We start from the raw sequence: 25432 nt of genomic DNA, 5'->3' as shown, positions 1-25432 counted from the left end.
GCGGCCCCGCGCGCGGTGATCACCGGGGCGGCTGTAACAATGGGACGCGCTTGTGAACCCTTGCACAAGCATGCGCCCGCCCGTCGCCCGACCTCCACCCCAGAAGACGGCGCCGCGCGCCGACCGCCCATCTGCACCCGAACGAGGTTGTTGTGGACATCAAGACCGCCGCCGCCCTGCACCGCCTGCGCCTGGCCTCCATCCCGGAGGCGATCTCCTTCCCGGCGCTGCTGATCTTCGGCACCGGCTTCCGTCTGGCCTTCGACTACGACGCCCTGGTGATGCCGCTCGGCCTGATCCACGGCCTGCTCTTCATCACGTACGTGGTGCTGCTGCTGGACGTGTGGAACCGCACCAAGTGGTCCTTCAAGCGGGTCGCCTTCTTCTTCCTGCTGGCGATCGTGCCGTTCGGCGGCCTCTACGGCGACCGCGTCCTCAAGCGCGAGGAGGAGGCCGGCGTGATCGCCGCCCGGGCCCGCAAGGAAGGCATCGTCAACGCATGATCGTCGCCTTCTCCGTGAGCCCGCTGGGCGTCGGCGAGGACGTCGGCGAGTACGTGGCCGACGCGGTCCGGGTCGTCCGCGAGTCGGGGCTGCCCAACCGTACGGACGCGATGTTCACCTCCGTCGAGGGCGAGTGGGACGAGGTCATGGACGTCGTCAAGCGCGCGGTCGCGGCCGTCGAGGCACGCTGCGGACGCGTCTCGCTGGTCCTCAAGGCCGATATCCGTCCCGGGGTGACGGACGGCCTGACGTCGAAGGTGGAGACGGTGGAGAGGTATCTCTCCGAGGGGTAGGCCGGGTTGGCCCCCGACGCTTTCGGCTGGCCCGCCGTGGGGGTTTCGCTTGGTTCGCCTGCGGCGGGCTGGTTGCCGCTGCGCGGGGCGTTTTCGGCAGCGGGTGCGGCCCTCCGGACTCCGTCCTGCGGTCCGCCCCCTCCCGTGGGTGGGAGGGGAGGAGACCGGTGGGGGTGAACGTCAGCGTTCGTGTGCCGGTAGTCGACGGACGGGGCCCGCCCCCACCGGCCGTCTTCCACCCACCCACGGGAGGGGACAGACCGTAGGACGGAGTCCGTAGGGCTGTCACCGCACCCGACAAACAAACGCCCGCCGCAGGCGCAACGGCGAAAAACCACCACGGCGGGAAAGCCAAAAACGTGGGAAGCAGCAAAGCGCAGCGAAAGGGCGCAACGGCGAACAACACGCACGGCGCCGCAGCCGACAACGTGGGAATCAGCCGCGCGCAAGCGCGATCCCCAGCGGGGTGCGCTCGTACAGCACCTGGTGCCCCCGGCGACGCGAGGTCAAAAGGCCCGCGTCGCGCAGGACGGACAGCTGGGCCGAGACCGACGAGGGCGCCAGTCCGAGGCGGTGGGCCAGGGCGGTCGTCGTCGACGGGACGTCGAGCGCGGCCAGTACCGCGGCGCGGTTGACTCCCAGCAGGCGGGCCAGCGCCGGCCCCGTCTCCGGTTCGCTCCACAGCCCGCCGATGCCGCGCGCCGGATAGATGACGGTCGGCTGCCACGGCGGATCGAAGCCGCTGACCACGTCCGGCCATACGAAGACGCTCGGCAGCAGCAGCACACCGCGGCCCTTGAGGTCCTGCGTCTGGACGAAGTCGATCCGGGTGCGGACCGTGAGGGTCTCGCCCGACCAGGACACCAGCGGATGCAGATCGGCGAAGAGCCGCTGCAGCCCGCCGCCGGCCAACTGGTGCGACCGGTAGGCGATCTCGGCCTCCAGCAGCGCCCGCAGCCGCGGCCAGTCCGGGGCGAGCAGCGCGTGCCAGGCGCGCTCGGTGACCTCGGCCAGTTCCTGGATCGCCGCCGCCGGATCCGCCAGCGCGGCACGGCCCCGCGCGGAGTCCAGGGCACCCGGCGTACAGGCCAGCGACTTGGCCATCTCTGCGCGGGCGAGCGCCGGATCGGTGGCCCGCAGCAGCGCCAGCTCCTCGTCGAAGGAGGCCATCGGGGTCTTCGGCGGGCGGCCCAGGAAGTCCGGTGTGTAGCCGGGTGGCGGCGACGGCATGAACAGCCACAGCGGCGTCAGATCCAGCCCCGCCAGCGCCCGGCGCATCCGGCGCAGCCACGGTGTGTGGTAGCCGTGCCGGTCGGCGCGCCGCAGGGTGCGTACGGCCTCGTGCGTCTCGCACAGCGGCGAGACGGCGAAGCGGATGCGGAGCAGGTCATCGGCGCCGAATTGCAGATGCAGCGGCATGGTCGCCGGCCCCCTCCCCAGGATTCGGCTGTAGCCGAAAGACTAGGGGGCCCGGTCCGGCCCCGGCAGGCTGCCGTCATGTCCGCGACCACGGGGCCCGTACCGCCGGGCCGCACTCCCCCCTGCCCCGGCGAGGGCCGGGCCGTCGGCGCCGGGCCGGACCGCTCGTCCGGCTACCGTGCCGTCTTCGCCGTCCCCGAGTTCCGCCGGGTCTTCGCCGCGCACCTGCTGTCCTCGCTCGGCGTGGTCGTCTGCGAGATCGCGCTGTCGGTCCTGGTCTTCCGGCTCACCGGCTCGCCGCTGCTGAGCGCCCTGACCTTCGCGCTGGGGCTGCTGCCGTACGTCGTCGGCGGCACGCTGCTGTCGGCCGTCGCCGACCGGTATCCGGCCCGCCGGGTGCTGGTCGGCTGCGATGTGCTGTGCGCGCTGGCCGCCGCGGGCATGGTGCGGCCGGGCACGCCGGTCGGGGCGCTGCTCGCGCTGCGCTGTGTGATCGCCGCCATCGCGCCGGTCTTCGCCGGTACCCGCGCCGCGACGCTGGGGGAGATCCTCGGCGAGGGCGAACTGTTCGTGCTGGGGCGCTCGGTGATCCGCATCGTCAACCAGAGCGCGCAGCTCGCCGGGTTCGGGGCCGGGGGCCTGCTGCTGGCGGTGGCGTCGCCCGGGGCGGTGCTGGGGATCACCGCGGGGACCTTCGCGGGCTCCGCGCTGCTGCTGTGGCTGGGGACCCGCGCCCGCCCGCCGCGCCGGGCCCCGGGTGCCGGTCGCGGGACGCTGCTGGGGGCCTCGCTGGGCGGCCTTCGCCGGCTGCTGGCCGACCGTCGGATCCGGGCGCTGCTGCTGCTGATGTGGCTTCCGCCGGCGTTCGTGGTCGTTCCGGAGGCGCTGCTGATCCCCTACGCCGACCGGCTCGGCGCCGGTCCGGCCGCCGTGGGCCTGCTGATGTGCAGCATGCCCGTCGGCGCGGTGCTCGCCGAGAGCCTGGCCGGCTCGTTCCTCGGCCCCCGGGCGCGCGGTCGGCTCACCTTCCCCATGGGCGTCTTCGCCGTACTGCCCTCGCTCGGCTTCGCGGCGCAGCCCCCGCTCGGCTGGGCGGTGCTGCTGCTGGTGCTGACCGGTACCGGGATCTCGTACAACTTCGGCGTCGACCGCTGGTTCGTCGCCGCGGTACCCGAGCAGCTGCTGGGGCAGGCGATGACGCTGACGCAGGCGGGGCGGATGACGGTCATGGGCCTGGCGATGGGCGCGGCCGGCCTGGCGGCGGAGTACGCCCCCCTGCGGGTGGTGATGCCGGCGGCGGGGGTGGTCGGCCTGGTGAGCGTACTGGCGGTGATCGCCGAGGTCCGCCGTACGCGGCCCGGCCCCCGGTCGCCCGGTCTCCGGGCGACCGAAAACTGAGACAAGGCTGACCACAATATGACCGCCGGGTAGGGTCGGATGCGTGCCGAAGCCGCTCAGCCTTGCTTTCGACCCCATCGCGCGCGCCGACGAACTGTGGCAGCAGCGATGGGGTGCCGTGCCGTCGATGGCCGCGATCACCTCGATCATGCGCGCCCATCAGATCCTGCTGTCCGAGGTGGACGCGGTGGTCAAGCCCTACGGGCTGACCTTCGCGCGCTACGAGGCGCTGGTGCTGCTGACCTTCTCCAAGGCCGGTGAGCTGCCGATGTCGAAGATCGGCGAGCGGCTGATGGTGCATCCGACCTCGGTGACCAACACCGTCGACCGGCTGGTGAAGTCCGGTCTGGTCGCCAAGCGGCCCAATCCGAACGACGGGCGCGGCACTCTCGCCTCGATCACGGACAAGGGGCGCGAGGTGTGCGACGCGGCGACCCGGGACCTGATGGCGATGGACTTCGGGCTCGGGGCGTACGACGCCGAGGAGTGCGCGGAGATCTTCGCGATGCTGCGGCCGCTGCGGGTCGCGGCGGAGGACTTCAAGGACGAGTGACGGGCGCCCGGTCTCCCAGGGGGCGGTGAAGATCGCCCCGGATCGGGTGGTTACGCTCGGGGGCATGAAGCGAAGCGTCCTGACCCGTTACCGGGCGATGGCCTACATCACCGCCGTGATGCTGCTGGTGCTCTGCACGTGCATGATCTTCAAGTACGGCTTCGGGATGGGCAAGGACCTCACCCTCGTCGTCTCGCAGGTCCACGGCGTGCTCTACATCATCTACCTGATCTTCGCCTTCGACCTGGGCTCCAAGGCGAAGTGGCCGTTCGGCAAGCTGCTGTGGGTGCTGGTCTCGGGCACGATCCCCACCGCCGCGTTCTTCGTCGAGCGCACGGTCGTGCGGGAGGTCGAGCCGCTGCTCGCCGGTGACGCTCCGGAGCCGGTCAAGGTCTGACGGCGGCCGCAGCCGCCGCTCCTCACGCGCCCGTCCCCCTTGCCTGGACGGGCGCGTTCGCGTTTCCCGGGTGCCCGCGCCGGTCACGCACCGTGATCCACCCCGACTTGTCACCTCCTGCCGTCGACAATTACTTGGACGTCCTAGTAAATTCGAAGGTATGGACGCTGACGCGATCGATGAAGGCCGCCGTCGCTGGCAGGCTCGGTACGACGCTGCCCGGAAGCGGGACGCGGACTTCACCACGCTCTCGGGTGATCCCGTCGAGCCGGCGTACGGGCCGCGGCCCGGCGACACGGTCGAGGGGTTCGAGCGGATCGGCTGGCCGGGCGAGTACCCCTTCACACGGGGGCTGTACCCGACCGGCTACCGGGGGCGGACCTGGACGATCCGCCAGTTCGCCGGCTTCGGCAACGCCGAGCAGACCAACGAGCGCTACAAGATGATCCTGAAGGCGGGCGGGGGCGGCCTCTCCGTCGCCTTCGACATGCCGACCCTGATGGGCCGCGACTCCGACGACCCGCGTTCGCTGGGCGAGGTCGGGCACTGCGGCGTCGCCATCGACTCGGCGGCCGACATGGAGGTGCTCTTCAAGGACATCCCGCTGGGCGATGTCACGACCTCCATGACGATCTCCGGGCCGGCCGTTCCCGTCTTCTGCATGTACCTGGTGGCCGCCGAGCGGCAGGGCGTCGACCCCGCCGTCCTCAACGGCACGCTCCAGACGGACATCTTCAAGGAGTACATCGCGCAGAAGGAGTGGCTGTTCCAGCCGGAGCCGCATCTGCGGCTGATCGGCGACCTGATGGAGCACTGCGCGCGCGGCATTCCCGCGTACAAGCCGCTGTCGGTGTCCGGCTACCACATCCGCGAGGCCGGAGCCACGGCCGCGCAGGAGCTGGCCTACACCCTGGCGGACGGCTTCGGCTATGTGGAACTGGGTCTCAGCCGCGGCCTGGACGTCAACACCTTCGCCCCCGGCCTGTCCTTCTTCTTCGACGCGCACGTCGACTTCTTCGAGGAGATCGCCAAATTCCGCGCGGCCCGCAGGATCTGGGCCCGCTGGATGCGCGACGTCTACGGCGCGACCAGCGAGAAGGCGCAGTGGCTGCGGTTCCACACGCAGACGGCCGGTGTCTCGCTGACGGCTCAGCAGCCGTACAACAACGTCGTACGGACCGCGGTCGAGGCGCTGGCGGCGGTGCTGGGCGGCACCAACTCGCTGCACACCAACGCCCTGGACGAGACCCTCGCCCTGCCCAGCGAGCAGGCCGCGGAGATCGCGCTGCGCACCCAGCAGGTCCTGATGGAGGAGACCGGGGTCGCCAATGTCGCCGATCCGCTGGGCGGCTCCTGGTTCGTCGAGCAGCTGACGGACCGCATCGAGGCGGACGCGGAGAAGATCTTCGAGCAGATAAGGGAGCGCGGCGCGCGGACGGTGCCGGACGGGCAGCACCCGATCGGGCCGATGACCTCCGGAATCCTGCGGGGCATCGAGGACGGCTGGTTCACCGGCGAGATCGCCGAGTCGGCCTTCCGCTATCAGCAGGCGCTGGAGAAGGGCGACAAGAGGGTCGTCGGTGTCAACTGCCACCACGGCTCGGTCACCGGCGATCTGGAGATCCTCCGGGTCAGCCACGAGGTCGAACGGGAGCAGGTGCGGGTGCTCGCGGAGCGCAAGGCGGCCCGTGACGACGCCCGGGTCGAGGCCGCGCTGAAGTCGATGCTCGCCGCGGCGCGGGACGGCGGCAACATGATCGAGCCGATGCTTCAGGCCGTACGGGCCGAGGCGACGCTGGGCGAGATCTGCGGGGTCCTGCGGGACGAGTGGGGCATCTACACCGAGCCGGCCGGCTTCTGACGCGCCCTCACCGTGTGCGACGCCCCGGGGGCAGTGCCCCCGGGGCGTCGCCCGTGTGGCCCGCCGGCAGGCCCGCTCAGCCGAGTCCGGGCAGGACGTGCCCAAGGGCCGTGCTGACGACGAACATGCCGACGAGGACCCCGATCGTGCTGGTGAGCACGATCGTGCGGGTTCGTGTGCCCCTGGTCGCGTCCCAGGTCTCCCGGAACCGGCGGAAGGTGACGCCGTCCGAGCCGAAGCCGGTGAGCCTGACGAACAACGCCACGGGGAGGTAGAGCAGGACCCCGAAGGCGCACAGGAAGTTCGTCGAGACCTGCGCGCCGTCGGCGAGGAGGTAGCCCGACGTCAGGAGTCCGAGAACGCCGGCGTCGTTGTGCTGGACCGACAGGCTGGTGCCCGCGTCGTAGTCCTTGTTGAAGCTGTCCAGGGACGCCTTGTCGTCGACGGTGCTGCCGTCGTCCGGGCGGAAGACTCCGGCGCATGAGAATTCATTCGTGGGCTTATTCGAACGCCTGGTGGCGGCCTCTTCCGTGCACTCCTTGACCGTGAATGTTCCGTGCGTGCCCGTGAGGCCCGCCGCGGTCAGCCCTTTCATGACAAACACGGCGCTCGCCAGGAGAACGATGACGAGGAGCCCCCATCCGATCCATCGCATCCTGAATGAGGTTTTTCCGGACATGCGGCGGGGCGTGGGCATGGCGGATTGTTCCCTTTCCTGGTCACTGACGGGGGGTGACGTCCATTTCCGGTGGCGCGTCGGACGGAGGTGATCTGTCAAATGTGAAAAGGATCTTCACGGCTCGGTCACTTCCGCCGCGGCGGGCATCGGATACCGTACGCCATGCGATTTATCCGATCCTTACGCCGCAGGTGGAGGAGGACTCATGGCAGGCTCCGGGTACGACGTCGATCCGGCCGTCCTCAAGACGCAGGGCGGTGTTTTCGGTGATATCGGCTCCGAATTCAGTACGGCCGCGAAGAAATTGAAGGCGACTCTCAAGGATGCCGAGGAGTGGGGCAGCGACGAGTTCGTCACGATCTTCAATGACTTCTACAAGCCGGTGAGCGAGGGCATCGTCGATTCGATGCCGCATCTCGGTGAGGAAATCTCCAAGATCGGCGAAAAGCTGGCGGCGATGGGCGCGCGCTATGCCGCCACCGAGCACGACCAGCAGCAGCGCCTCGACACGTACGCGGCCGGCCGTCCCGACATCACGGGCTGAGGCGGCATTCGCTCGACCCGCCCGCCCTTGCCCACCGCACCGACGTTTTCACCGCACCGACGTTCCAACGCTCACGCGCTTCCGGGGGAGTGACTCACCGTGGCCACCATCATGCTTCCGACAGAGGTCGACTGGATCCTCGACCTCCTGGGCTTCCAATGGCCCAATGTCGACGAAGACAAGATGCGGGAGGCGGCCGAGGCCTGGAGTCACTTCGCCGAGGCCTGCCGGCAGGCGGCATCGGACGGTGCCACCGCGGCGAACACCGTGCGCGGCGCCAACTCCGGTGAGGCCGTCGAGGGGTTCGACAACCACTGGAACAAGTTCGCGGGCGATGCCGGGTTCCTCGACGACGCCGCCGATGCCGCCGAGACCATCGCCGTCCTGCTCCAGGTGGTGGCCATGATCGTCATGATCATGAAGATCGCGGTGATCGTGCAGCTCATCGCGCTGGCCATCGAGCTGGCGATGGCCCAGGCCGCCGCGCCGGTCACGCTGGGCGCCTCCGAGGCCGGGGCGGCCGCGGCCACCGCGACCACCCGGACCATCGTCCGCAAGATCTTCGACGAGGCGAAGACGAAGATCGTCCAGGCCGTCAAGGAGGCCCTGGCGAAGGAGCTGCGGAAGAACTGGAAGGACATGCTCAAGGACCTGGGCCTGGACCTCGCCAAGGACGCGGCCAAGAAGCTCGGGGGAAACCTCGCCTCGCAGGGGATCAAGAACTACTTCGGGGCGCAGGACGGGTTCGACGTCAAGGACGCGGCGAAGGCGGCGGTCAACCCCGTGGTGGAGAAGGCCAAGGACGTCGGCAAGGTCGGCACCGGCGCGTACCACATGGCCGAGGGCGTCGGCGAGATGGCGCAGGGGGACTTCGCCAAGGGCGGCAAGGACTTCCTCGCGGGGCAGCAGGAGACCGCCGACGGCGCCAAGAGCGTCTACGACATCGCCTACAAGAAGAAGGGGGAGGCGCCGGCCGAGGGCGACGGTACGGGCGGCGGCTCGTCGGCCGACGGTGATTCGGGCTCCGGGGGGTCGTCGGGCTCGTCGTCCGAGGGCGGTTCCGGCTCCGGAGGGTCCTCGGGCTCGTCGTCCGACGGCGGGTCGGGCGGTTCGTCCTCCTCCGGCGGTTCGTCCTCCTCGGGCGGTTCGTCCTCCTCCGGCGGTTCGTCCTCCTCGGGCGGTTCGTCCTCCTCCGGCGGTTCGTCCTCCTCCGGCGGCGGCTCCGACGGATCGTCGGCCGCCCCGGCGGGCGGGACGAGGTCCCGGCTCGCGGACGGCATCCCCGACACCGAAGCCGCCGACCAGGACGGCGAGAGCAACCAGGGCGAGGCCGCGCGCGTCCGCAACGCCTTCGGCTGACACACCGGCCGGCACCCACGGAGAGGAACCCCCAGAACCCCATGAGCACCGACAGCGCCTTCACCTCGCCCGGCGACCGCGACTACCCCGTCGAGGAGCGGGACCTCTCCGAGGAGCAGAACGAGCATCTGACGACGTCCCTGCGGGCCGTACGGAACAACCCCTCCGCGCCGCCCGCTCTTCAGGACCTCGCGCGCAAGATGCTGGGCGGGCGGCTGGAGATGAAGGACGTCCTCGACGATCCGGCCGGGTACCGGGTCCTCACCGACGGCATCGCCGGGATGCGGGAGAGCTGGCGGTCGATGTCCCCGCAGGACCGGCAGACGCTGCGGGGACAGGTCGAGGAGCGGGCCGAGGAGGCGGCGGCCGACGGCGTCGGTGCCGCGTACCGGCCTCGTTGAACGCTTCGGCGTCGCTGTGAACGGCCCGGCCCGCTGAACGGCCCGGCGTCCGCCACGCCGGGAAGCGCGCCCGGCTACGGCTTCCCGGTCGGCATCCGCAGCCGGAACAGCGCCCCGCCCCCCGGCGCCTGCGCCGCGGTGAGCTCGGCGTCGTGGGCGCGGGCGATCTGACGGGCCATGGCCAGCCCCAAGCCCGAGCCGGGCAGGGCGCGGGCGGACTCGGCACGGTAGAAGCGGTCGAAGACATGGGGGAGGTCCTCGGCGGCGATGCCGGGGCCGTGGTCCCTGATGGTCAGCTCCAGCGCGCCCGGTACGGCGCCGAGCGTGGTGTCCACCGGGCCGCCCGGCGGGGAGAACTTCGCGGCGTTGTCGAGGAGGTTGGACAGCAGCCGGGTGAGGCGGGCCGGCACGCCGGGGACGGCCACCTCGGTGGCGGCCGGTTCGACGGCGGCGGTGAAGGCGACCTCCGGCCAGTGCTCGCGGGCGGCGGCCACCGCGTGCTCCAGGAGGGCGGCCGGGCGCACCTGCTCGACCAGGGGCTGCGGCTCCTCGTCGCGGGCCAGCTCGATCAGATCGTTGACGAGCGTGGTGACCTCGCGCAGCTGACGGCCCAGGGCGGACGAGGCGCGGTCGCGCTGGGCGCTCGTCAAGCGGTCGGCGCGGGCGAGGAGTTCGGCGTTGGTGCGCAGCGCGGTCAGCGGTGTGCGCAGCTCGTGGGAGGCGTCGGCGACCAGCCGGCGCTGAGCGGCGACGGACTGCTCCAGCTCGCCGAGCATGGTGTTGAAGCTGGCCGCGAGGCGGGTGATCTCGTCCGCGCGGTCGGGCGGGCCGTCCGGGATGTCGATGCGGTGGCGGGCGTCGCGGGTGCTGGCGATGCGCTCCGCGGTGGCGGTGAGGCGGGCGACCGGGGCCAGGCCCGTACGGGAGACCCAGTAGCCCAGCGCGGCGGCCAACAGCACGCCGGCGCCGCCGACCGCCAGTAGTGCCGCGGCGGCCTGCCGTACGCCGCGGTCGACGGTGTCGGAGCGCAGCGCGACCTGGAGTGCCAGGTCCTTGCCGGGGTGACGGGTGGTGTAGATGAGGACGGGGTGGCCGGCGACGGTGAACTTGCCGTAGTACGCCTCCTGGCGGCCGGACGCGACCGCGCGGGTGGCGTCGGTGACGGGGAGGGCGTAGGGCTCTCGCGGGTCCTTGGCCCGGTCGGCGGGGACGATCTGGATGCAGGGCGAGGCCGGGTAGCGGCAGGTCGTCTCGCCCACCATCGGCCCCCAGCTGCGGGTCTGCTGACGGAACTGGGTCGCCGTCTGGGCCAGATTCAGTTTGAGCTGACGGGTCATCTGGTACTGGATGACGACGAACGCGGCGGCGCAGACGCCGACGGCCACCAGCGCCACCGCGGCGGTGGTGGCCAGCGCGAGGCGGGTGCGCAGTGGCCGGCGGCTTCGCCACTGTGATCGGGGGTGGCGGGACCCGCACCGGCGCCGCCGCCACCGGGCCCCCAGGCCGCGGGTGCCGGTCACCGGTCCTCCGCGTGGCCCAGGCGGTAGCCGACGCCGTGCACCGTGTGGACCAGGCGCGGCTCGCCGCCCGCCTCCAGCTTGCGGCGCAGATAACCGATGTACACGGCCAGGGAGTTGGAGTCCGGCCCGAAGTCGCGGCCCCAGACCCGCTCCAGGATCGTCTCGCGCGGCAGCACCTGGCCCGGGTGCAGGAGCAGGAGTTCCAGCAGCGCCCATTCGGTGCGGCTGAACTCCAGGGGGCGGCCCGCCCGGTGGCCGCTGCGGGTCACCGGGTCGACGACCAGGTCGTCGAAGGAGAGCCGGGTGTCCTCGACCGCGCCGAGCGAGGCGCGGCGCAGCAGCGCCCGGACCCGGGCCACCAACTCGTCCAGCGCGAACGGCTTGACGAGGTAGTCGTCGGCGCCCGCGTCGAGCCCGTCGACCCGGTCGCTGACCGAGTCCAGGGCGGTCAGCACGAGGATGGGCGTACGGTCGTCCAGCGCGCGCAGCCGACGGCAGACGGCCAGGCCGTCCAGGACGGGCATCATCACATCCAGCACGAGTGCGTCCGGCTGCCAGGCCGCGACCTCCGAGAGGGCGGCCAGGCCGTCGGCCGCGCCGCGTACCGCATAGCCCTCCACGGCGAGGCCGTCCGCCACGGCGGCGCGCACCTCCGGTTCGTCGTCGACGACCAGGATCTTGGGGGCCGGAGTGGCGCCGGGCGTGGGCGGCGGGGGCAAGGGGTTGGACATAGGCTGCCAAACACCTCTCTTAGAACGTTCTTAGGGCGCCTCGCGAGCGTGGCGGCCATGCGCACACCACTCTCGGTCGTGATCGGTGCGGGCGGCACCGGCGGCCACATCTATCCCGGTCTCGCCCTCGCCGACGCACTCCGCCGGGCCGTCCCCGATGCGGTGATCTCCTTCGTCGGCACCGAACGCGGGCTGGAGACGCGGCTGATCCCGCAGGCCGGGTACCGGCTGCACACCGTCGACATGATTCCCTTCGACCCCTCGCTCGGTGCCCGACGCTATCTTCTGCCGGCCGCGCTCCTTAAGTCGGGCGCCCAGTGCCGGGCGATCCTCAAGGAGCAGAAGGCCCAGGTCGCGGTCGGTATGGGCGGCTACCCGAGCGCTCCGGTGATCGTCGGGGCGCGGCTGGCGGGGCTGCCGAGCCTGATCCACGAGTCCAACGCGGTGCCCGGCCGGGCCAACAGGTTCGCCGCCCGGCTCACCCCGCACCTCGCCCTCGCCTTCGACCGCAGCCGCCCCCATCTGGCCGGCGGCGAGGGGGCCGAGACGGTGGGGATGCCGCTGGTCGGACCGCTGGCCACACTGGACCGTACGGCGTTGCGGCCGGCCGCCCGGCGGGCCCTGGGCATCCCCGGCCCGGCGCGGCTGCTGCTGGTCAACGGCGGGAGCCTGGGCGCGGCCCGGCTGACCGAGGCGGCGGTGGGACTGGCCGGCCGCTACCGGGGGCGCACCGACCTGCGGCTGCTGATCAAGACCGGGCCCGCGGCCCTGGAGGAGACCCGGGCCCTGCTGGCGGCCAACGGCGGGGACGCGGTCGCCGAGGCCGTGCCGTATCTGGACCGGATGGACCTGGCGTACGCCGCCGCCGACCTCGTGGTGTGCCGGGCCGGTTCGGCGACCGTCGCCGAGCTGGCCACGATCGGCATGCCGGCCGTCCTCGTGCCCTACCCCCACGCGCCGGGCGACCACCAGACCCATAACGCGCGGGTGCTCTCCGACGCCGGGGCGGCGCTGCTGCTGCCCGACGCCGAGGCCTCGGACGAGCGGCTGGACGCGCTGGTCACCCCGCTCCTCGACGACCCCGGCCGGCTCGCCGAGATGGGCGCGGCCGCCGACCCCGGCACCCATGCGCGGGCCGCCGATCTGCTCGCCGCCAAGGCGTTGGCCCTGGCCGGGCACGCCCACACACCCCACCCGAGCACCAACCTGAAGGAGTCAGCATGAGCAGCAGCAGTACACAGCAGTGGGCGGGCCGCACGGTCCTGGTCACCGGGGCCGAGGGCTTCATCGGCTCGACCCTGGTCGACCTGCTCGTCGAGGCGGGCGCCGACGTACGCGCCCTGGTGCACTACAAGCCGGCCGTACGCGGAGAAGGGCAGCCTGGCGCGCTACCTGGGGCCGGGCAGCCCGGTCGAGATGATCGCGGGGGACGTCCGGGACGCGGGCCGGGTGATGGACGCGGTCGCGGGCTGCGACACCGTCTTCCATCTGGCCGCGCTGATCGGCATCCCGTACAGCTACGACTCACCGGGCGCCTATGTGCAGACGAACGTGGTGGGTACGGAGAACGTCGCGGAGGCCTGCCGGCGGCACGCCGTGCGGCGGCTGGTGCACACCTCCACCAGCGAGGTCTACGGCACCGCGCTGACCGCGCCGATCGGCGAGGACCACCCGCTGCAGCCGCAGTCGCCCTACTCCGCCTCGAAGATCGGCGCGGACATGATGGCGCTGTCGCACTGGCACGCCTTCGAGCTGCCGGTGACGGTGGTGCGGCCCTTCAACACCTACGGGCCCCGGCAGTCCGCCCGCGCCGTGATCCCCACGATCCTGGCCCAACTCCACGCCGGTGCCCGGCAGATCAAGCTCGGGTCGCTGACCCCGACCCGGGACTTCACCTACGTCACGGACACCGCGGCCGGGTTCCTGGCGATGGCGGACTGCGACCGGGCGCTGGGAGAGGTCGTCAACCTCGGTACCGGGCGGGAGATATCGATCGGGGCGCTCGCCGAGGCGCTGATCGCGGCCTCGGGCCGGGAGGCGGAGATCGTGGTCGACCCGGCCCGGTTGCGGCCCTCGGGCAGTGAGGTCGAGCGACTGCTTTCGGACAACTCCCGGGCGCGGCAGTGGGCTTCGTGGCAGCCCGAGGTCTCCCTGGCGGACGGCTTGAAGCGGACCTCGGAGTGGGTCGCGGAGCATCTGCACCTGTTCGCCGCGGACCGCTATCAGGTGTGACCCCCGGGCCCGGGTGCCGAGGTGCCCGGGCCTTCGGGCGCCCCCAGCCCCGCCAGCCCGCCGAGGAAGAGCGCGGCGAAGTCGCGCCCCCACTCCGCGTCCACGGGTTCGCCGCTGACCAGGGTGCGGTGCACCACCGCACCGGCGATCACATCGAAGATCAGGTCCATGTTGCGGGCGGCCGCCCGGGCGCCGTCCTCCCCGGGGGTGTCCGGCGGCAGCTCGCCGCGGTCCTGGGCCCGTGCGCGCCCCAGCAGCACCAGCCGCTTCTGGCGGTCGACGATCGCCGAGCGGATCCGTTCGCGCAGCGCCCCGTCGGTGGTGGACTCGGCGACCACGGCCATCAGTGCCGTCTTGGTCTCGGGCCGCGCGAGCAGCGCGCCGAACTGGAGCACCACGCCCTCGATGTCGGCCCGCAGGCAGCCCCGGTCGGGGAGTTCGAGCTCGTCGAAGAGGACCGCCACCGCGTCCACGACCAGCTCGTTCTTGTTGGCCCAGCGCCGGTAGAGGGTGGTCTTGGCGACGCCGGCGCGGGCCGCCACATCGCTCATGGTCAGCCGTCCCCAGCCCAGGTCGACGAGCGCGGCACGGGTGGCGCGGAGGATCGCGTGATCGGTCTCGGCGCTGCGCGGGCGGCCCGTGCGGCCCTTCCGGGGGCTGGCGGAGTCGTGCATGCGGGCGACCATACCGGCCGGTAGTCGAGCGGCGGCCGTGAGGGAGATCACCCCGCATGGCGCGAGGCCCGGTGTCGCGCGGGGGCGACGGCGAGTTACGCTACGGGTCGTAGCGTAAGAGTGATGACCACTGGCCGTGGGTGGGGACCCATGGCCGCACCCGGCCCCGCTCAGGCCGATCGCAGTACCGAACACCACACATACCGCGTCGCCGGCCACATCGCTTTTCCGGATCGCTTTTCGGAACGGACCGCCCAGGGGGGAGGATGGACCCATGCAGCCACGCAATATGTCCATGAGTGGAGTCGTCGACCTCGCAGCGGTGAAGGCGGCGGGCGAAGCGAAGCAGAAGGCGGAGCAGGCCCGCGCCGAGGCCGCCCGCACGGGTCAGCCGCCGGTGAGCGGTGCCCGCCTGGTGTTCGACGTCGACGAGGCAGGGTTCCAGCAGGAGGTCCTGCAGCGCTCCACCGAGGTCCCGGTCGTCATCGACTTCTGGGCCGAGTGGTGCGAGCCGTGCAAGCAGCTGGGTCCGCTGCTGGAGCGTCTCGCGGGGGAGTACGCCGGCAAGTTCGTGCTGGCCAAGATCGACGTCGACAGCAATCAGATGCTGTTCCAGCAGTTCGGGGTGCAGGGCATCCCGGCGGTCTTCGCGGTGGTCGCCGGCCAGCCGATCCCGCTGTTCCAGGGCGCGGCCCCGGAGGCGCAGATCCGGCAGGTCCTCGACCAGTTGGTGCAGGCCGCCGAGCAGCAGTTCGGCATCGTCGGGGCGCCGGTCTCCGCACCGGACGCGGACGAGCAGGCGGCCGAGGCGCCGGTGCCGGCCGGTCCGTACGACGCACTGCTGGAGGCCGCGAGCCAGGCGCTGGACTCCGGCGATCTGGGCGGCGCCATCCAGGCGTACAAGAACGTCCTCGCCGACGACCCGGCCAACCCGGAGGCCAAGCTCGGCCTCGCGCAGGCCGAACTCCTGCGCCGGGTGCAGGACCTCGATCCGCAGGCGGTGCGCAAGGAGGCCGCGGACAACCCGGCCGATGTGCCGGCGCAGATCCGGGCCGCGGACCTGGACCTGGTGGGCGGTCATGTCGAGGACGCCTTCGGGCGGCTGATCGATGCCGTGAAGCGGACGGCCGGCGAGGACCGCGATGCCGCCCGGGTGCGGCTTCTGGAGCTCTTCGAGGTGATCGGGGCGGAGGATCCGCGGGTGACTGCGGCGCGTACCGCGCTTGCCCGGGTGCTGTTCTGACCCGCTGTTGTACTGGGCGTCCGCTTCTGACCAGTACGGGCGCCACGGGTTGACCAAACAAACGAAGCAGCGGCCACGTTTTACCAAAACTTGGTAAACGTGGCCGCTGTTACTTGGAGTAAGACTCACCCACCCCCTTGCGGCATTTTGTCCGCAATTGCCGCGTGTCTGTGCGCGGTCAGCGACGACCCTGTGTACCTGGCCGATCCCGGTCCGTCGAACCTTGGTTATCAGGCCGTTACCCGCAAGTAACGAGCCTCTTGTGTCCAGAGCGTGAATGGACCACGATCGGCGACGCTCGGTCCATTCCCGCAGCCCGACATCCGGTCGGCGCGGCGGGGCACTTGGGTCCCCACCGAGTGGTCGGCGGCAGTGCTGCCGGCCATGGACAGGGGGGTCTCTGCCCCATCCGGCAGGGCCTGTCCAGAGAGGTTGCGCGAGAGCGTGGCCAGTGGTTGTCGCTCGGGGGTGATCGCCGGTATTCGGAACACGATGTGCCTCCGAGAACAGGCGCTCTCCTTCCCGAGGACGTAGCACTTCTCCCATCCCAGGTACCGCCGGCCCTCCCACGGCGGCCGGTACCGGAGATGTACGTCCGAGAAGGAGGAAAGTCATGGAGTCCCTGGCTCGTGGCGGGACCAGATGGAAGCGGTTCGCCGTTGTCATGGTGCCGAGCGTGGCGGCGACCGCCGCGATCGGCGTCGCCCTCTCGCAGGGTGCGCTCGCGGCGTCGTTCAGCGTGTCCGGCCAGCAGTTCAAGGTCGCTACCGACCGGCTGGACGGCACCGGCTTCGTTCAGTACGGAGCGATCGACGCCCAAAAGGGCGGCAAGCAGATCCCGGTGGCGGTTTCGGGATTCTCCAGCGCCAAGATCAGGAACCTGTGCCAGTCGGTAGTGGTGCCGGTCCCGGTCTTCGGCGATGTGTCGATGAAGCTGTCGGCCGGTGGCGACGGCACGCCCGTCGAGGCGAAGAACCTCTACATCGACCTCGACCAGCTGGACGCGGACGCGACCTTCAACAACATCGACATCGGTGTTGCTGCGGGCTCGACGACCAAGGGTCCGGGCATGCACAAGGGCGACAAGGCCGACCCGGGCTCGTTCGCCCAGCAGGCCGACTCGGCCACGCTGACCCACGTCAAGCAGACGGCGTGGGCCACGACGGCCGGCACGTTCAAGCTCAGCGGCCTGAAGATGAGCGTCGCCAAGGGCAAGAGCGAGTGCTTCTGACGCACTGAGCGTACGGGTGCGGGGCGTTTTTGCCCGCGGCGCCACCAGCCGTTCCCCGCACCCGTGCGCCCGGTAGCGCAAAGTACGACACTCCAGCTCAGAACCACCGATTTGCCAGTCCCGAGGAGCTGTACGACATGAGCGAGCCTCGCGAGCGAATTATCGACAAGTGCGCGCCGCGCGAATGCAAGGCCGAGCGAAGCGAGGTATCGGCATGAGCGCCGAAACGCGACCACGGCTGATCGAGGGCATCGGCCGGAAGCGGACTTCGTTCCGGGAGTGGCGCGGACACCGCCCGTTCTGGGGCGGATTGCTGACACTGCTGGCCGGTATCCCGATCATGTACATCCCTTACGCGAATCTCACGATCGGATCCCTGACCGTCCGCATGGCGACCACCGCCGGTGCCGGCTCGCTGATCATCGGCGTACTGCTGGTGGTGCTGGGTCTGACCATGTGGTTCCAGCCGGCCTCGCGGGTCTTCGCGGGCGTGGCGGGGATCCTGCTCTCCCTGGTCTCCCTGGTCGTCTCGAACTTCGGCGCCTTTTTGGTCGGCTTCCTGATGGGGCTGATCGGCGGTGCGCTGGGTGTCGCCTGGGCGCCGGGCAAGGCCGAACGCAGCGGCGACGACGCCGACGCCGAACCGGCCCGCACCGTCGCCGGACCGGTGGTCGCCACCAACCCCGCGCCGGCCGGACCCGGGTTGGGCAACGGACTGGACGACCTGTCAGGAACGAGCCCGACCAACGACGGGAGGCACCGTGCCGGGTGACGAGCTGCATGAGGAGAACGCAGCCGCCGGGGCGACCAGGAACTCCCCGCGCCGTTCAGGCATGGGGAACGGGCCGAGGCACGCGGCGCCCAAGAAGCCGCTGCTGACTCGGCTGCACGTGCCCGCGGGCAAGGCGATAGCCATCGCCGCCATGCCGTCCGCGGTGCTCATGGGGATGGGGCTGACACCCCAGATGGCGATCGCCAAGCCGACGCCGCCCCAGAGCCCCTTCAAGGACGGCCCCTGCGTCACCGCCCCGGACAAGGTGGAGGGCAAGGACGCCAAGTCCGAGGACGAGGCGAAGGACGACAAGGCCACCGCCCAGCCGTCCGCCACGCCCTCGGCCAAGCCCTCCGCCTCGCCCTCGCCCTCCGCCGGCAAGGAAGCGGACAAGGCTCCCGAGCCCACGCCGTCCGACTCCGCCGAGACCGACGAGCCGTCGGGCTCCGCGACGCCGTCGCCCTCGCCGTCGGCCTCCGAGGAGGAGAAGGACGGGGGCCTGCTGGGCGGCATCGGTGATGCGCTCGGCGGTCTCCTGGGCGGCGACGATTCCGAGGAGTCCAGCGCTTCGCCGAGCCCCTCGCCGTCCGCGTCGGAGTCCGAGGCACCGAAGGCCGCGGACACCGCGGACGAGGACTCCGTGGCCGACAAGGTCACCGAGCCGGTCGACAAGACCCTCGACGGGGTCAAGGACGGTGCCGACAAGGTCACCGAACCCGTCAAGGACGGTTCGAAGACGGTCAACGACACCGTCCACGGCGCGGTGGGCGCGGCGGACAACGCGCTGCCCGGCGGCGGTGTGGACGGCAAGGACGCCGACGGCAAGCAGTCCTACCCCTGCGTCGTCGAGAACAAGCAGCAGGGCAAGGACGAGCAGACGCCCGTCACCCTGCCCGACGCCCCCTGGCACCTGGAGTCCAGCGGGCTCACCCTGCGCGGTCTGGACTACGTGGGCGTCGTCAACGTCACGACGCAGGGCGGCCGTACCAAGCAGGCCCTGAAGTTCACCGCCGACAGCATCGACATCGGCGATCTCCACCAGATCGTCGACGACCCGTCGTCCGGGAAGAAGTACCACGTCCGGTCGACGCCGGGGTCCACCTCCACCATCCGCGGCGGCAAGGTGACGCTGTACACCGAGCGGCTGCAGGGCAACCTCTTCGGTCTGATCCCGATCGTGTTCGACCCCGAGCACCCGCCGCCGCTCAATGTCCCCTACGCCTACTTCACCAAGGTGAAGCTGGACCAGGCGGGCCAGTTCGGCGGCAATCTCCATGTCCCGGGCATGCATGTGACCATCGAGGACTGACCCGGCCGAAGCCTTTCCGGGAGCCGCGAGAACGGCGGTGGGCCGCCCCCTTCAACAGGGGGCGGCCCACCGCCGTCTTCGCTGCCGGGCGGGTCAGGCGCGCCGGCCGCCCAGGTGGTGCACCCGGACCATGTTGGTGGTGCCGGGCACGCCGGGGGGCGAGCCGGCGGTGATCAGCATGGTGTCGCCCTCGCTGTAGCGCTTGAGCTTGAGCAGCTCGGCGTCCACCAGATCGACCATCGCGTCGGTGTTGTCGACGTGCGGGACGAGGAAGGCGTCCACGCCCCAGCTCAGCGTGAGCTGGTTGCGGGTGGCGACGTCGGTGGTGAAGGCCAGGATCGGCTGGGCCGCGCGGTAGCGGGAGAGCCGGCGGGCGGTGTCACCGGACTTGGTGAAGGCCACCAGCGCCTTGCCGTCCAGGAAGTCGGCCATCTCGCAGGCCGCACGGGCCACCGCGCCGCCCTGCGTACGCGGCTTCTTGCCGGGCACCAGCGGCTGCAGGCCCTTGGACAGCAGCTCCTCCTCGGCCGCCTCGACGATCTTCGACATCGTCTTGACGGTCTCGATCGGGTACTGGCCGACCGAGGACTCCGCGGAGAGCATCACCGCGTCGGCGCCGTCGAGGATGGCGTTGGCGACGTCGGAGGCCTCGGCGCGGGTCGGCCGGGAGTTGGTGATCATCGACTCCATCATCTGGGTCGCGACGATCACCGGCTTGGCGTTCCGGCGGCACATCTCCACCAGGCGCTTCTGCACCATCGGGACCTTCTCCAGCGGGTACTCCACCGCCAGGTCACCGCGGGCGACCATGACCGCGTCGAAGGCCATCACGACCTCCTGCATGTTGGCCACCGCCTGCGGCTTCTCCACCTTGGCGATGACCGGGACCCGCCGGCCCACCTCGTCCATGACGCGGTGCACGTCCTGGACGTCCTTGGCGTCGCGGACGAAGGACAGCGCGACCATGTCGCAGCCCATCCTCAGGGCGAACTTGAGGTCCTCGATGTCCTTCTCGGACAGCGCGGGGACGTTCACCGCGGCACCGGGCAGGTTGATGCCCTTGTGGTCGGAGATGACCCCGCCCTCGATGACGATGGTGCGCACCCGCGGGCCGTCGACCTCGACGACCTGGAGCGCGACGTTGCCGTCGTTGATCAGGACCGGGTCGCCCTTGGAGACGTCGCCGGGCAGGCCCTTGTAGGTCGTACCGCAGATGGTCTTGTCGCCGGGCACGTCCTCGGTGGTGATGACGAACTCGTCGCCGCGCACCAGCTCCACGGGGCCGTCGGCGAAGGTCTCCAGGCGGATCTTGGGGCCCTGGAGGTCGGCCAGGACGCCGACGGCGCGACCGGTCTCCTCGGAGGCCTTGCGGAGGCGGTGGTACCGCTCCTCGTGCTCCGGCTGGGTCCCGTGGCTCATGTTGAATCGGGCCACATTCATGCCGGCCTCGATCAGCGTCTTCAGCTGGTCGTAGGAGTCGACGGCGGGGCCCAGGGTGCAGACGATTTTGGAACGGCGCATGGCGGAATCCTATCGGTTTGTTTCTGAGCGGAATATTCCGGTAGGTGGAAACGCCAATGTCTAGGCGTTGACCAGGGCGTATGTCTGCTGGGCGATCTCCAGTTCCTCGTCGGTGGGTACGACGGCGACCGCGACCCGGGCGTACTCCGGCGAGATCAGCCGCGGCTCGCCGGACCGTACGGCGTTGAGCGAGGCGTCCACGGCCATGCCCATCTCCTCCAGTCCGGCGATGGCGGCCTCCCGTACCGGGGCGGCGTTCTCACCGACACCGGCGGTGAAGGCGACCGCGTCGACCCGTCCGAGCACCGCGCTGTAGGCGCCGATGTACTTCTTCAGCCGGTGGATGTAGATGTCGAAGGCGAGCCGGGCGCGCTCGTCGCCCTCGTCGATCCGGCGCCGGATCTCCCGCATGTCGTTGTCGCCGCACAGTCCGATCAGCCCGCTCTTCTTGTTGAGCAGCGCATCGACGTCGTCCTCGGACATCCCCGCCACCCGCTTGAGGTGGAAGGTCACCGCCGGGTCGATGTCGCCGGAGCGGGTGCCCATGACCAGGCCCTCCAGCGGGGTCAGCCCCATCGAGGTGTCCACGCAGCGGCCGCCGGCCACCGCCGAGGCGGACGCGCCGTTGCCCAGGTGCAGCACGATGACGTTGACCTCGGCGGGGTCCTTGCCCAGCAGCTCGGCGGTCTTGCGGGAGACGTACGCGTGCGAGGTGCCGTGGAAGCCGTAGCGGCGGATGCGGTGCGCGTCGGCGGTCTCCACGTCGATGGCGTAGCGAGCCGCGTACTCCGGCATCGTGGTGTGGAAGGCGGTGTCGAAGACCGCGACCTGCGGCAGGTCGGGGCGCAGCGCCCGGGCGGTCCTGATGCCGGTGATGTTCGCCGGGTTGTGCAGCGGCGCGACCGGCACCAGCCGCTCGATCTCTGCCAGCACCGCGTCGTCGATCACGGTCGGCGCGGTGAACTTCAGCCCGCCGTGCACCACCCGGTGCCCGATCGCGGCCAGCTCCGGGGAGTCGAGCCCCAGGCCGTCGGCGGCCAGCTCCGCGGCGACGGCCTTCAGCGCGGCCGTGTGGTCGGCTATCGCGCCCTCGGTCTCGCGCCGCTCGCCGCCGGTGGCCAGCGGGGTGTGGGCCAGGCGCGAGGACTCCTCACCGATCCGTTCGACCAGGCCGACGGCCAGGCGGGTGCCGTCATGCATGTCGAGCAGCTGGTACTTCACCGACGAGGAGCCGGAGTTGAGGACGAGGACGCGGGTGGCGTTGGCAGTCATGTAGCGCTTTCCGGTGGGGTGGGGGAGGGCTGGGGGATCAGGCGGTGTGTCCGGCGCCGGGCCGGGCGCCCTGCGCCTGGATGGCGGTGATGGCCACGGTGTTGACGATGTCCTGGACCAGGGCGCCGCGCGAGAGGTCGTTGACCGGCTTGCGCAGACCCTGCAGGACCGGGCCGACGGCGACCGCGCCGGCCGAGCGCTGCACGGCCTTGTAGGTGTTGTTGCCGGTGTTGAGGTCCGGGAAGATCAGCACGGTGGCCTTGCCGGCCACGTCGGAGCCGGGGAGCTTGGTCTGGGCGACCGAGGCGTCCACCGCCGCGTCGTACTGGATCGGACCCTCGACCAGCAGGTCGGGGCGGAGCTCGCGGACGATCTCGGTGGCCTTGCGGACCTTGTCGACGTCCGCGCCGGAGCCGGAGGTGCCGGTGGAGTACGACAGCATCGCGATCCTGGGCTCGACACCGAACTGGGCGGCGGTGGTGGCCGACTGGATGGCGATGTCCGCCAGCTGCTCGGCGTTCGGGTCCGGGTTGACCGCGCAGTCGCCGTAGACCAGCACGCGATCGGCCAGGCACATGAAGAACACCGAGGAGACGATCTGGGCGTTCGGCTTCGTCTTGATGATCTCGAAGGCGGGCCGGATGGTGGCCGCGGTGGAGTGCACCGCGCCGGAGACCATGCCGTCGGCGAGGCCCTCCTGCACCATCAGGGTGCCGAAGTAGGAGACATCGGCGACCACGTCGTAGGCCAGCTCGTAGCTGACGCCCTTGTGGGCGCGCAGCTTGGCGTACAGCTCGGCGAACCGCTCGCGCAGCTCGGAGGTCTGCGGGTCGATGATCTGCGCGTCCGCCAGGTCGATGGCCAGGTCGGCGGCGCGCTTGCGGATCGCCTCCTCCTCGCCCAGCAGCGTCAGATCGCACACGTCGCGGCGCAGCAGGACGTCGGCGGCGCGCAGCACCCGCTCCTCGGAGCCCTCCGGCAGGACGACGCGGCGGCGGCCGGAGCGGGAGCGCTCGATCAGCTCGTGCTCGAACATCATCGGCGTGACCCGGCCGGAGCGGGCGACGGAGATCCGGTTCGTCAGCTCCGCGGTGTCCACATGCCGTTCGAACAGTCCCAGTGCGGTCTCCGCCTTGCGCGGCGAGGCGGCGTTGAGCTTGCCCTCGATCGCGAACAGCTCGGCGGCGGTCGGGAAGGATCCGCCGGGTACGGAGACGACCGGGGTCCCGGGGGCGAGCCGGTTCGCCAGCGCCATGATGTCCGGGCCGGGCCGCTCGTCGAGGGTGAGCAGCACCCCGGCGATCGGCGGCGCACCGGCGCTGTGCGCGGCGAGCGAGCCGATGACCAGGTCGGCCCGGTCCCCGGGGGTGACGACGAGGCAGCCGGGGGTGAGCGCCTTGAGGAAGGTCGGCAGCATGGCGCCGCCGAAGACGAAGTCACGCGCGTCCCTGGCGAGCCCGGAGTCGTCGCCCAGCAGCACCTCGGCGCCGAGGGTGTGCACGATCTGGCCGACGGTCGGCGCGGAGAGCGAGCCGTCCTCGGGCAGTGCGTAGCAGGGGACCGGGAGGCGGGCGGAGAGCCGCTCGACGACCGCCTGGCGCAGCTCGGGGGCCACCCGGTTGACGATCATGGCCACCACGTCGCAGCCCAGCGAGTGGTAGGCGCGGTAGGCGTTGCGGGCCTCGGCGCGCACCGACTCGGCCTCCTGGCCCTGGCCGCCGACGACGGCCAGCACCGAGGCGCCGAACTCGTTGGCGAGGCGGGCGTTGAGGTTCAGCTCGGCCGGCAGGCTGGTGCCCGCGTAGTCCGAGCCGAGCACCAGGACGTACTCGTAGTCCCTGGCCACGGCGTGAAAGCGGTCGACGAGCCGGGAGACCAGCTCGTCGGTGCCGCGCTCGGCCTGGAGCGTGGCGGCCTCCTCGTAGCTGAGGCCGTAGACGCTCTCGGGCGACTGGGTGAGCCGGTAGCGGGCCCGCAGCAGGTCGAAGAGCCGGTCGGGTCCGTCGTCGTGCATCAGCGGGCGGAAGACCCCCACCCGGTCGACGTGGCGGGTCAGGAGCTCCATGACTCCCAGCTCGATGACCTGGCGGCCGTCGCCGCGGTCGATACCGGTCACGTACACGCTGCGCGTCACGCGTGCTCTCCGATCCATTCCGTTGGTCGCAAGGTCAAAATCAGCCGTTATTGTGGGCCTGCCCCTCTTGACAATACCTGCGAGGCTGGCTAAGCCGCTCTCCCAGTTTCCCTTGTGGAGCCCGTGCGGGGACAGTAGGGGGCAGGTGCGCGGGTGCGGCCGGGGCCCGTCGGACCATGAAACAATCGGACCGGGTCAGGGAACCGACGAGCGAGCACAGGAGACACAGCACGATGCGTATCGGAGTCCTCACCGCAGGCGGCGACTGCCCCGGCCTGAACGCTGTGATCCGGTCTGTCGTCCACCGCGCCCTCACCGGCCACGGCGACGAGGTCATCGGTTTCGAGGACGGCTTCAAGGGCCTGCTCGACGGCCGCTTCCGCAAGCTCGACCTCGAAGCGGTCAGCGGCATCCTCGCCCGCGGCGGCACCATCCTCGGCTCCTCCCGGCTGGAGCGGGCCCGCCTGCGCGAGGCCTGCGAGGACGCCAAGGACCACTCCAAGGACTACGGCATCGACGTGCTGATCCCGATCGGCGGCGAGGGCACCCTCACCGCCGCCCGGATGCTGTCGGACGCCGGGCTGCCGGTCGTCGGGGTGCCCAAGACCATCGACAACGACATCTCCTCCACCGACCGCACCTTCGGCTTCGACACCGCCGTCGGCGTCGCCACCGAGGCGATCGACCGCCTCAAGACCACCGCCGAATCGCACCAGCGCGTGATGGTCGTCGAGGTGATGGGCCGGCACGCGGGCTGGATCGCGCTGGAGTCCGGTATGGCCGGCGGCGCCCACGGCATCTGCCTGCCCGAGCGCGGGTTCGACGTCAACGACCTGGTCACGATGGTCGAGGAGCGCTTCGCGCGGGGCAAGAAGTTCGCCGTGATCTGTGTCGCCGAGGGCGCGCACCCGGCCCCCGGGACGATGGACTACAAGAAGGGCGCCATCGACCAGTACGGCCACGAGCGGTTCTCCGGCATCGGCACCGCGCTCGCCCACGAACTGGAGAAGCGCCTCGGCAAGGAGGCCCGCCCGGTCATCCTCGGCCACGTCCAGCGCGGCGGCACCCCCACCGCCTACGACCGGGTGCTCGCCACCCGCTTCGGCTGGCACGCCGTCGAGGCCGCCCACCGCGGCGACTACGGCAAGATGACCGCGCTGCGCGGCACCGACATCACGATGGTGCCGCTGGCCGAGGCGGTCACCGAACTCAAGACCGTGCCCGGGTGGCGGATGGACGAGGCGGAGTCGGTCTTCTAGGGCCTGACCCATCGGACAGGCCCTAGGACCCGGCCGGATCCACCGGGCCGCGCCCCGGCCCGCTCCCGCAGACGCACCGAAGGCGGCGCGCCGCCCCTCGACCGAGGGAAGGCGCGCCGCCGTCGCG

23 protein-coding genes and 1 pseudogene are annotated in these 25432 nt (G+C 71.1%); 16 read left to right on the top strand and 8 right to left on the bottom strand.

What is annotated here, in order from left to right; genetic code table 11:
- The first annotated feature begins 152 nt into the window (after positions 1-152).
- Together ACFWZH_RS19250 and ACFWZH_RS19245 are read left to right on the top strand one after the other, a co-directional pair.
- On the top strand, positions 153-503 hold the full coding sequence (locus ACFWZH_RS19250) for a DUF3817 domain-containing protein (RefSeq protein ID WP_384432085.1): 351 nt from the start codon (positions 153-155) through the stop codon (positions 501-503).
- Positions 500-796: an MTH1187 family thiamine-binding protein gene (locus ACFWZH_RS19245; RefSeq protein WP_189451380.1), complete on the top strand. Its 297-nt coding sequence runs from the start codon at positions 500-502 to the stop codon at positions 794-796. Before ACFWZH_RS19250 ends, ACFWZH_RS19245 begins: the two co-directional genes overlap by 4 nt.
- A 435-nt stretch (positions 797-1231) precedes the next feature.
- Here ACFWZH_RS19245 and ACFWZH_RS19240 read toward each other — a convergent pair whose 3' ends face one another.
- Positions 1232-2215, bottom strand: a complete 984-nt coding sequence (locus ACFWZH_RS19240; RefSeq protein ID WP_384432081.1) for a DUF5937 family protein — start codon at positions 2213-2215, stop codon at positions 1232-1234.
- Between the two features lie 78 nt (positions 2216-2293).
- Between ACFWZH_RS19240 and ACFWZH_RS19235 the strand changes: the two genes are divergently transcribed.
- The 4 genes from ACFWZH_RS19235 to ACFWZH_RS19220 all read left to right on the top strand — a co-directional run bounded on the left by ACFWZH_RS19235 (position 2294) and on the right by ACFWZH_RS19220 (position 6424).
- Positions 2294-3613 carry an MFS transporter gene (locus ACFWZH_RS19235; protein WP_384432078.1) on the top strand — a complete coding sequence of 440 codons (1320 nt, stop codon included), beginning with the start codon at positions 2294-2296 and terminating at the stop codon, positions 3611-3613.
- Between the two features lie 43 nt (positions 3614-3656).
- Positions 3657-4166 carry a MarR family winged helix-turn-helix transcriptional regulator gene (locus ACFWZH_RS19230; RefSeq protein WP_384432075.1) on the top strand — a complete coding sequence of 170 codons (510 nt, stop codon included), beginning with the start codon at positions 3657-3659 and terminating at the stop codon, positions 4164-4166.
- Between the two features lie 64 nt (positions 4167-4230).
- The gene (locus ACFWZH_RS19225) at positions 4231-4563 is read left to right on the top strand and encodes a DUF3817 domain-containing protein (protein ID WP_384432072.1); all 333 of its coding nucleotides are present in this window, start codon (positions 4231-4233) and stop codon (positions 4561-4563) included.
- Positions 4564-4723: 160 nt separating this feature from the next.
- The gene (locus ACFWZH_RS19220; protein WP_384432069.1) at positions 4724-6424 is read left to right on the top strand and encodes a methylmalonyl-CoA mutase; all 1701 of its coding nucleotides are present in this window, start codon (positions 4724-4726) and stop codon (positions 6422-6424) included.
- A 76-nt stretch (positions 6425-6500) separates the two neighbouring features.
- Here ACFWZH_RS19220 and ACFWZH_RS19215 read toward each other — a convergent pair whose 3' ends face one another.
- Positions 6501-7019 carry a hypothetical protein gene (locus ACFWZH_RS19215; protein WP_384432066.1) on the bottom strand — a complete coding sequence of 173 codons (519 nt, stop codon included), beginning with the start codon at positions 7017-7019 and terminating at the stop codon, positions 6501-6503.
- A gap of 289 nt (positions 7020-7308) precedes the next feature.
- Between ACFWZH_RS19215 and ACFWZH_RS19210 the strand changes: the two genes are divergently transcribed.
- The 3 genes from ACFWZH_RS19210 to ACFWZH_RS19200 all read left to right on the top strand — a co-directional run bounded on the left by ACFWZH_RS19210 (position 7309) and on the right by ACFWZH_RS19200 (position 9407).
- The gene (locus tag ACFWZH_RS19210; protein ID WP_384432063.1) at positions 7309-7647 is read left to right on the top strand and encodes a hypothetical protein; all 339 of its coding nucleotides are present in this window, start codon (positions 7309-7311) and stop codon (positions 7645-7647) included.
- A gap of 111 nt (positions 7648-7758) precedes the next feature.
- Entirely contained in the window at positions 7759-9006 is a 1248-nt protein-coding gene (locus ACFWZH_RS19205) for a hypothetical protein (protein ID WP_384432060.1), read from the top strand.
- Between the two features lie 41 nt (positions 9007-9047).
- A complete protein-coding gene (locus ACFWZH_RS19200) occupies positions 9048-9407 on the top strand; it encodes a hypothetical protein (RefSeq protein WP_384432057.1) in 360 nt (119 codons plus the stop codon).
- Between the two features lie 74 nt (positions 9408-9481).
- Here ACFWZH_RS19200 and ACFWZH_RS19195 read toward each other — a convergent pair whose 3' ends face one another.
- Positions 9482-10927, bottom strand: coding sequence for a sensor histidine kinase (locus ACFWZH_RS19195; RefSeq protein WP_384432054.1), 1446 nt, complete (start codon positions 10925-10927; stop codon positions 9482-9484).
- Positions 10924-11658 (bottom strand): response regulator transcription factor, encoded by a 735-nt coding sequence (locus ACFWZH_RS19190; RefSeq protein WP_384432051.1) that lies wholly within the window; start codon positions 11656-11658, stop codon positions 10924-10926. Before ACFWZH_RS19190 ends, ACFWZH_RS19195 begins: the two co-directional genes overlap by 4 nt.
- Positions 11659-11715: 57 nt before the next feature.
- On the opposite strand from ACFWZH_RS19190, the gene ACFWZH_RS19185 reads away from it, so the two are divergent.
- Positions 11716-12882, top strand: coding sequence for a glycosyltransferase (locus ACFWZH_RS19185; RefSeq protein ID WP_384432048.1), 1167 nt, complete (start codon positions 11716-11718; stop codon positions 12880-12882).
- Positions 12879-13890: pseudogene (locus tag ACFWZH_RS19180) on the top strand (GDP-mannose 4,6-dehydratase). Before ACFWZH_RS19185 ends, ACFWZH_RS19180 begins: the two are co-directional and overlap by 4 nt.
- On the opposite strand, the gene ACFWZH_RS19175 reads toward ACFWZH_RS19180, so the two are convergent.
- Positions 13881-14576: a TetR/AcrR family transcriptional regulator gene (locus tag ACFWZH_RS19175; protein ID WP_384432045.1), complete on the bottom strand. Its 696-nt coding sequence runs from the start codon at positions 14574-14576 to the stop codon at positions 13881-13883. The pseudogene ACFWZH_RS19180 and the gene ACFWZH_RS19175 overlap by 10 nt on opposite strands.
- Before the next feature lie 262 nt (positions 14577-14838).
- Between ACFWZH_RS19175 and ACFWZH_RS19170 the strand changes: the two genes are divergently transcribed.
- The 4 genes from ACFWZH_RS19170 (at position 14839) to ACFWZH_RS19155 (ending at position 19119) form a co-directional block, all read left to right on the top strand.
- Positions 14839-15807: a tetratricopeptide repeat protein gene (locus ACFWZH_RS19170; RefSeq protein ID WP_384432041.1), complete on the top strand. Its 969-nt coding sequence runs from the start codon at positions 14839-14841 to the stop codon at positions 15805-15807.
- 613 nt (positions 15808-16420) lie between these two features.
- Entirely contained in the window at positions 16421-17038 is a 618-nt protein-coding gene (locus ACFWZH_RS19165; RefSeq protein WP_384432038.1) for a DUF6230 family protein, read from the top strand.
- Positions 17039-17252: 214 nt separating this feature from the next.
- Positions 17253-17810 carry a DUF6114 domain-containing protein gene (locus ACFWZH_RS19160; protein ID WP_384432035.1) on the top strand — a complete coding sequence of 186 codons (558 nt, stop codon included), beginning with the start codon at positions 17253-17255 and terminating at the stop codon, positions 17808-17810.
- Positions 17800-19119 (top strand): hypothetical protein, encoded by a 1320-nt coding sequence (locus ACFWZH_RS19155; RefSeq protein WP_384432032.1) that lies wholly within the window; start codon positions 17800-17802, stop codon positions 19117-19119. Before ACFWZH_RS19160 ends, ACFWZH_RS19155 begins: the two co-directional genes overlap by 11 nt.
- Positions 19120-19212: 93 nt before the next feature.
- Here the strand turns inward: ACFWZH_RS19155 and pyk are convergent, their stop codons facing one another.
- The 3 genes from pyk to pta are packed head-to-tail and all read right to left on the bottom strand — an operon-like array spanning position 19213 to position 24046.
- Complete coding sequence (gene pyk, locus ACFWZH_RS19150) at positions 19213-20640, bottom strand: pyruvate kinase (protein WP_384432029.1); 1428 nt, start codon at positions 20638-20640, stop codon at positions 19213-19215.
- A 60-nt stretch (positions 20641-20700) separates the two neighbouring features.
- Positions 20701-21912 (bottom strand): acetate kinase, encoded by a 1212-nt coding sequence (locus tag ACFWZH_RS19145; RefSeq protein ID WP_384432026.1) that lies wholly within the window; start codon positions 21910-21912, stop codon positions 20701-20703.
- 37 nt (positions 21913-21949) lie between these two features.
- On the bottom strand, positions 21950-24046 hold the full coding sequence (pta, locus tag ACFWZH_RS19140) for a phosphate acetyltransferase (protein ID WP_384432023.1): 2097 nt from the start codon (positions 24044-24046) through the stop codon (positions 21950-21952).
- Positions 24047-24279: 233 nt separating this feature from the next.
- Here pta and ACFWZH_RS19135 point away from each other — a divergent pair, with 233 nt between their 5' ends.
- Entirely contained in the window at positions 24280-25305 is a 1026-nt protein-coding gene (locus ACFWZH_RS19135) for an ATP-dependent 6-phosphofructokinase (protein ID WP_384432020.1), read from the top strand.
- Positions 25306-25432 lie beyond the last annotated feature (127 nt).

The organism is Streptomyces sp. NPDC059008 (assembly GCF_042749045.1).
Lineage (GTDB): Bacteria > Actinomycetota > Actinomycetes > Streptomycetales > Streptomycetaceae > Streptomyces.
The sequence above is the reverse complement of the archived record's forward strand: the minus strand, read 5'-3'. Positions and strand labels throughout refer to the sequence as shown.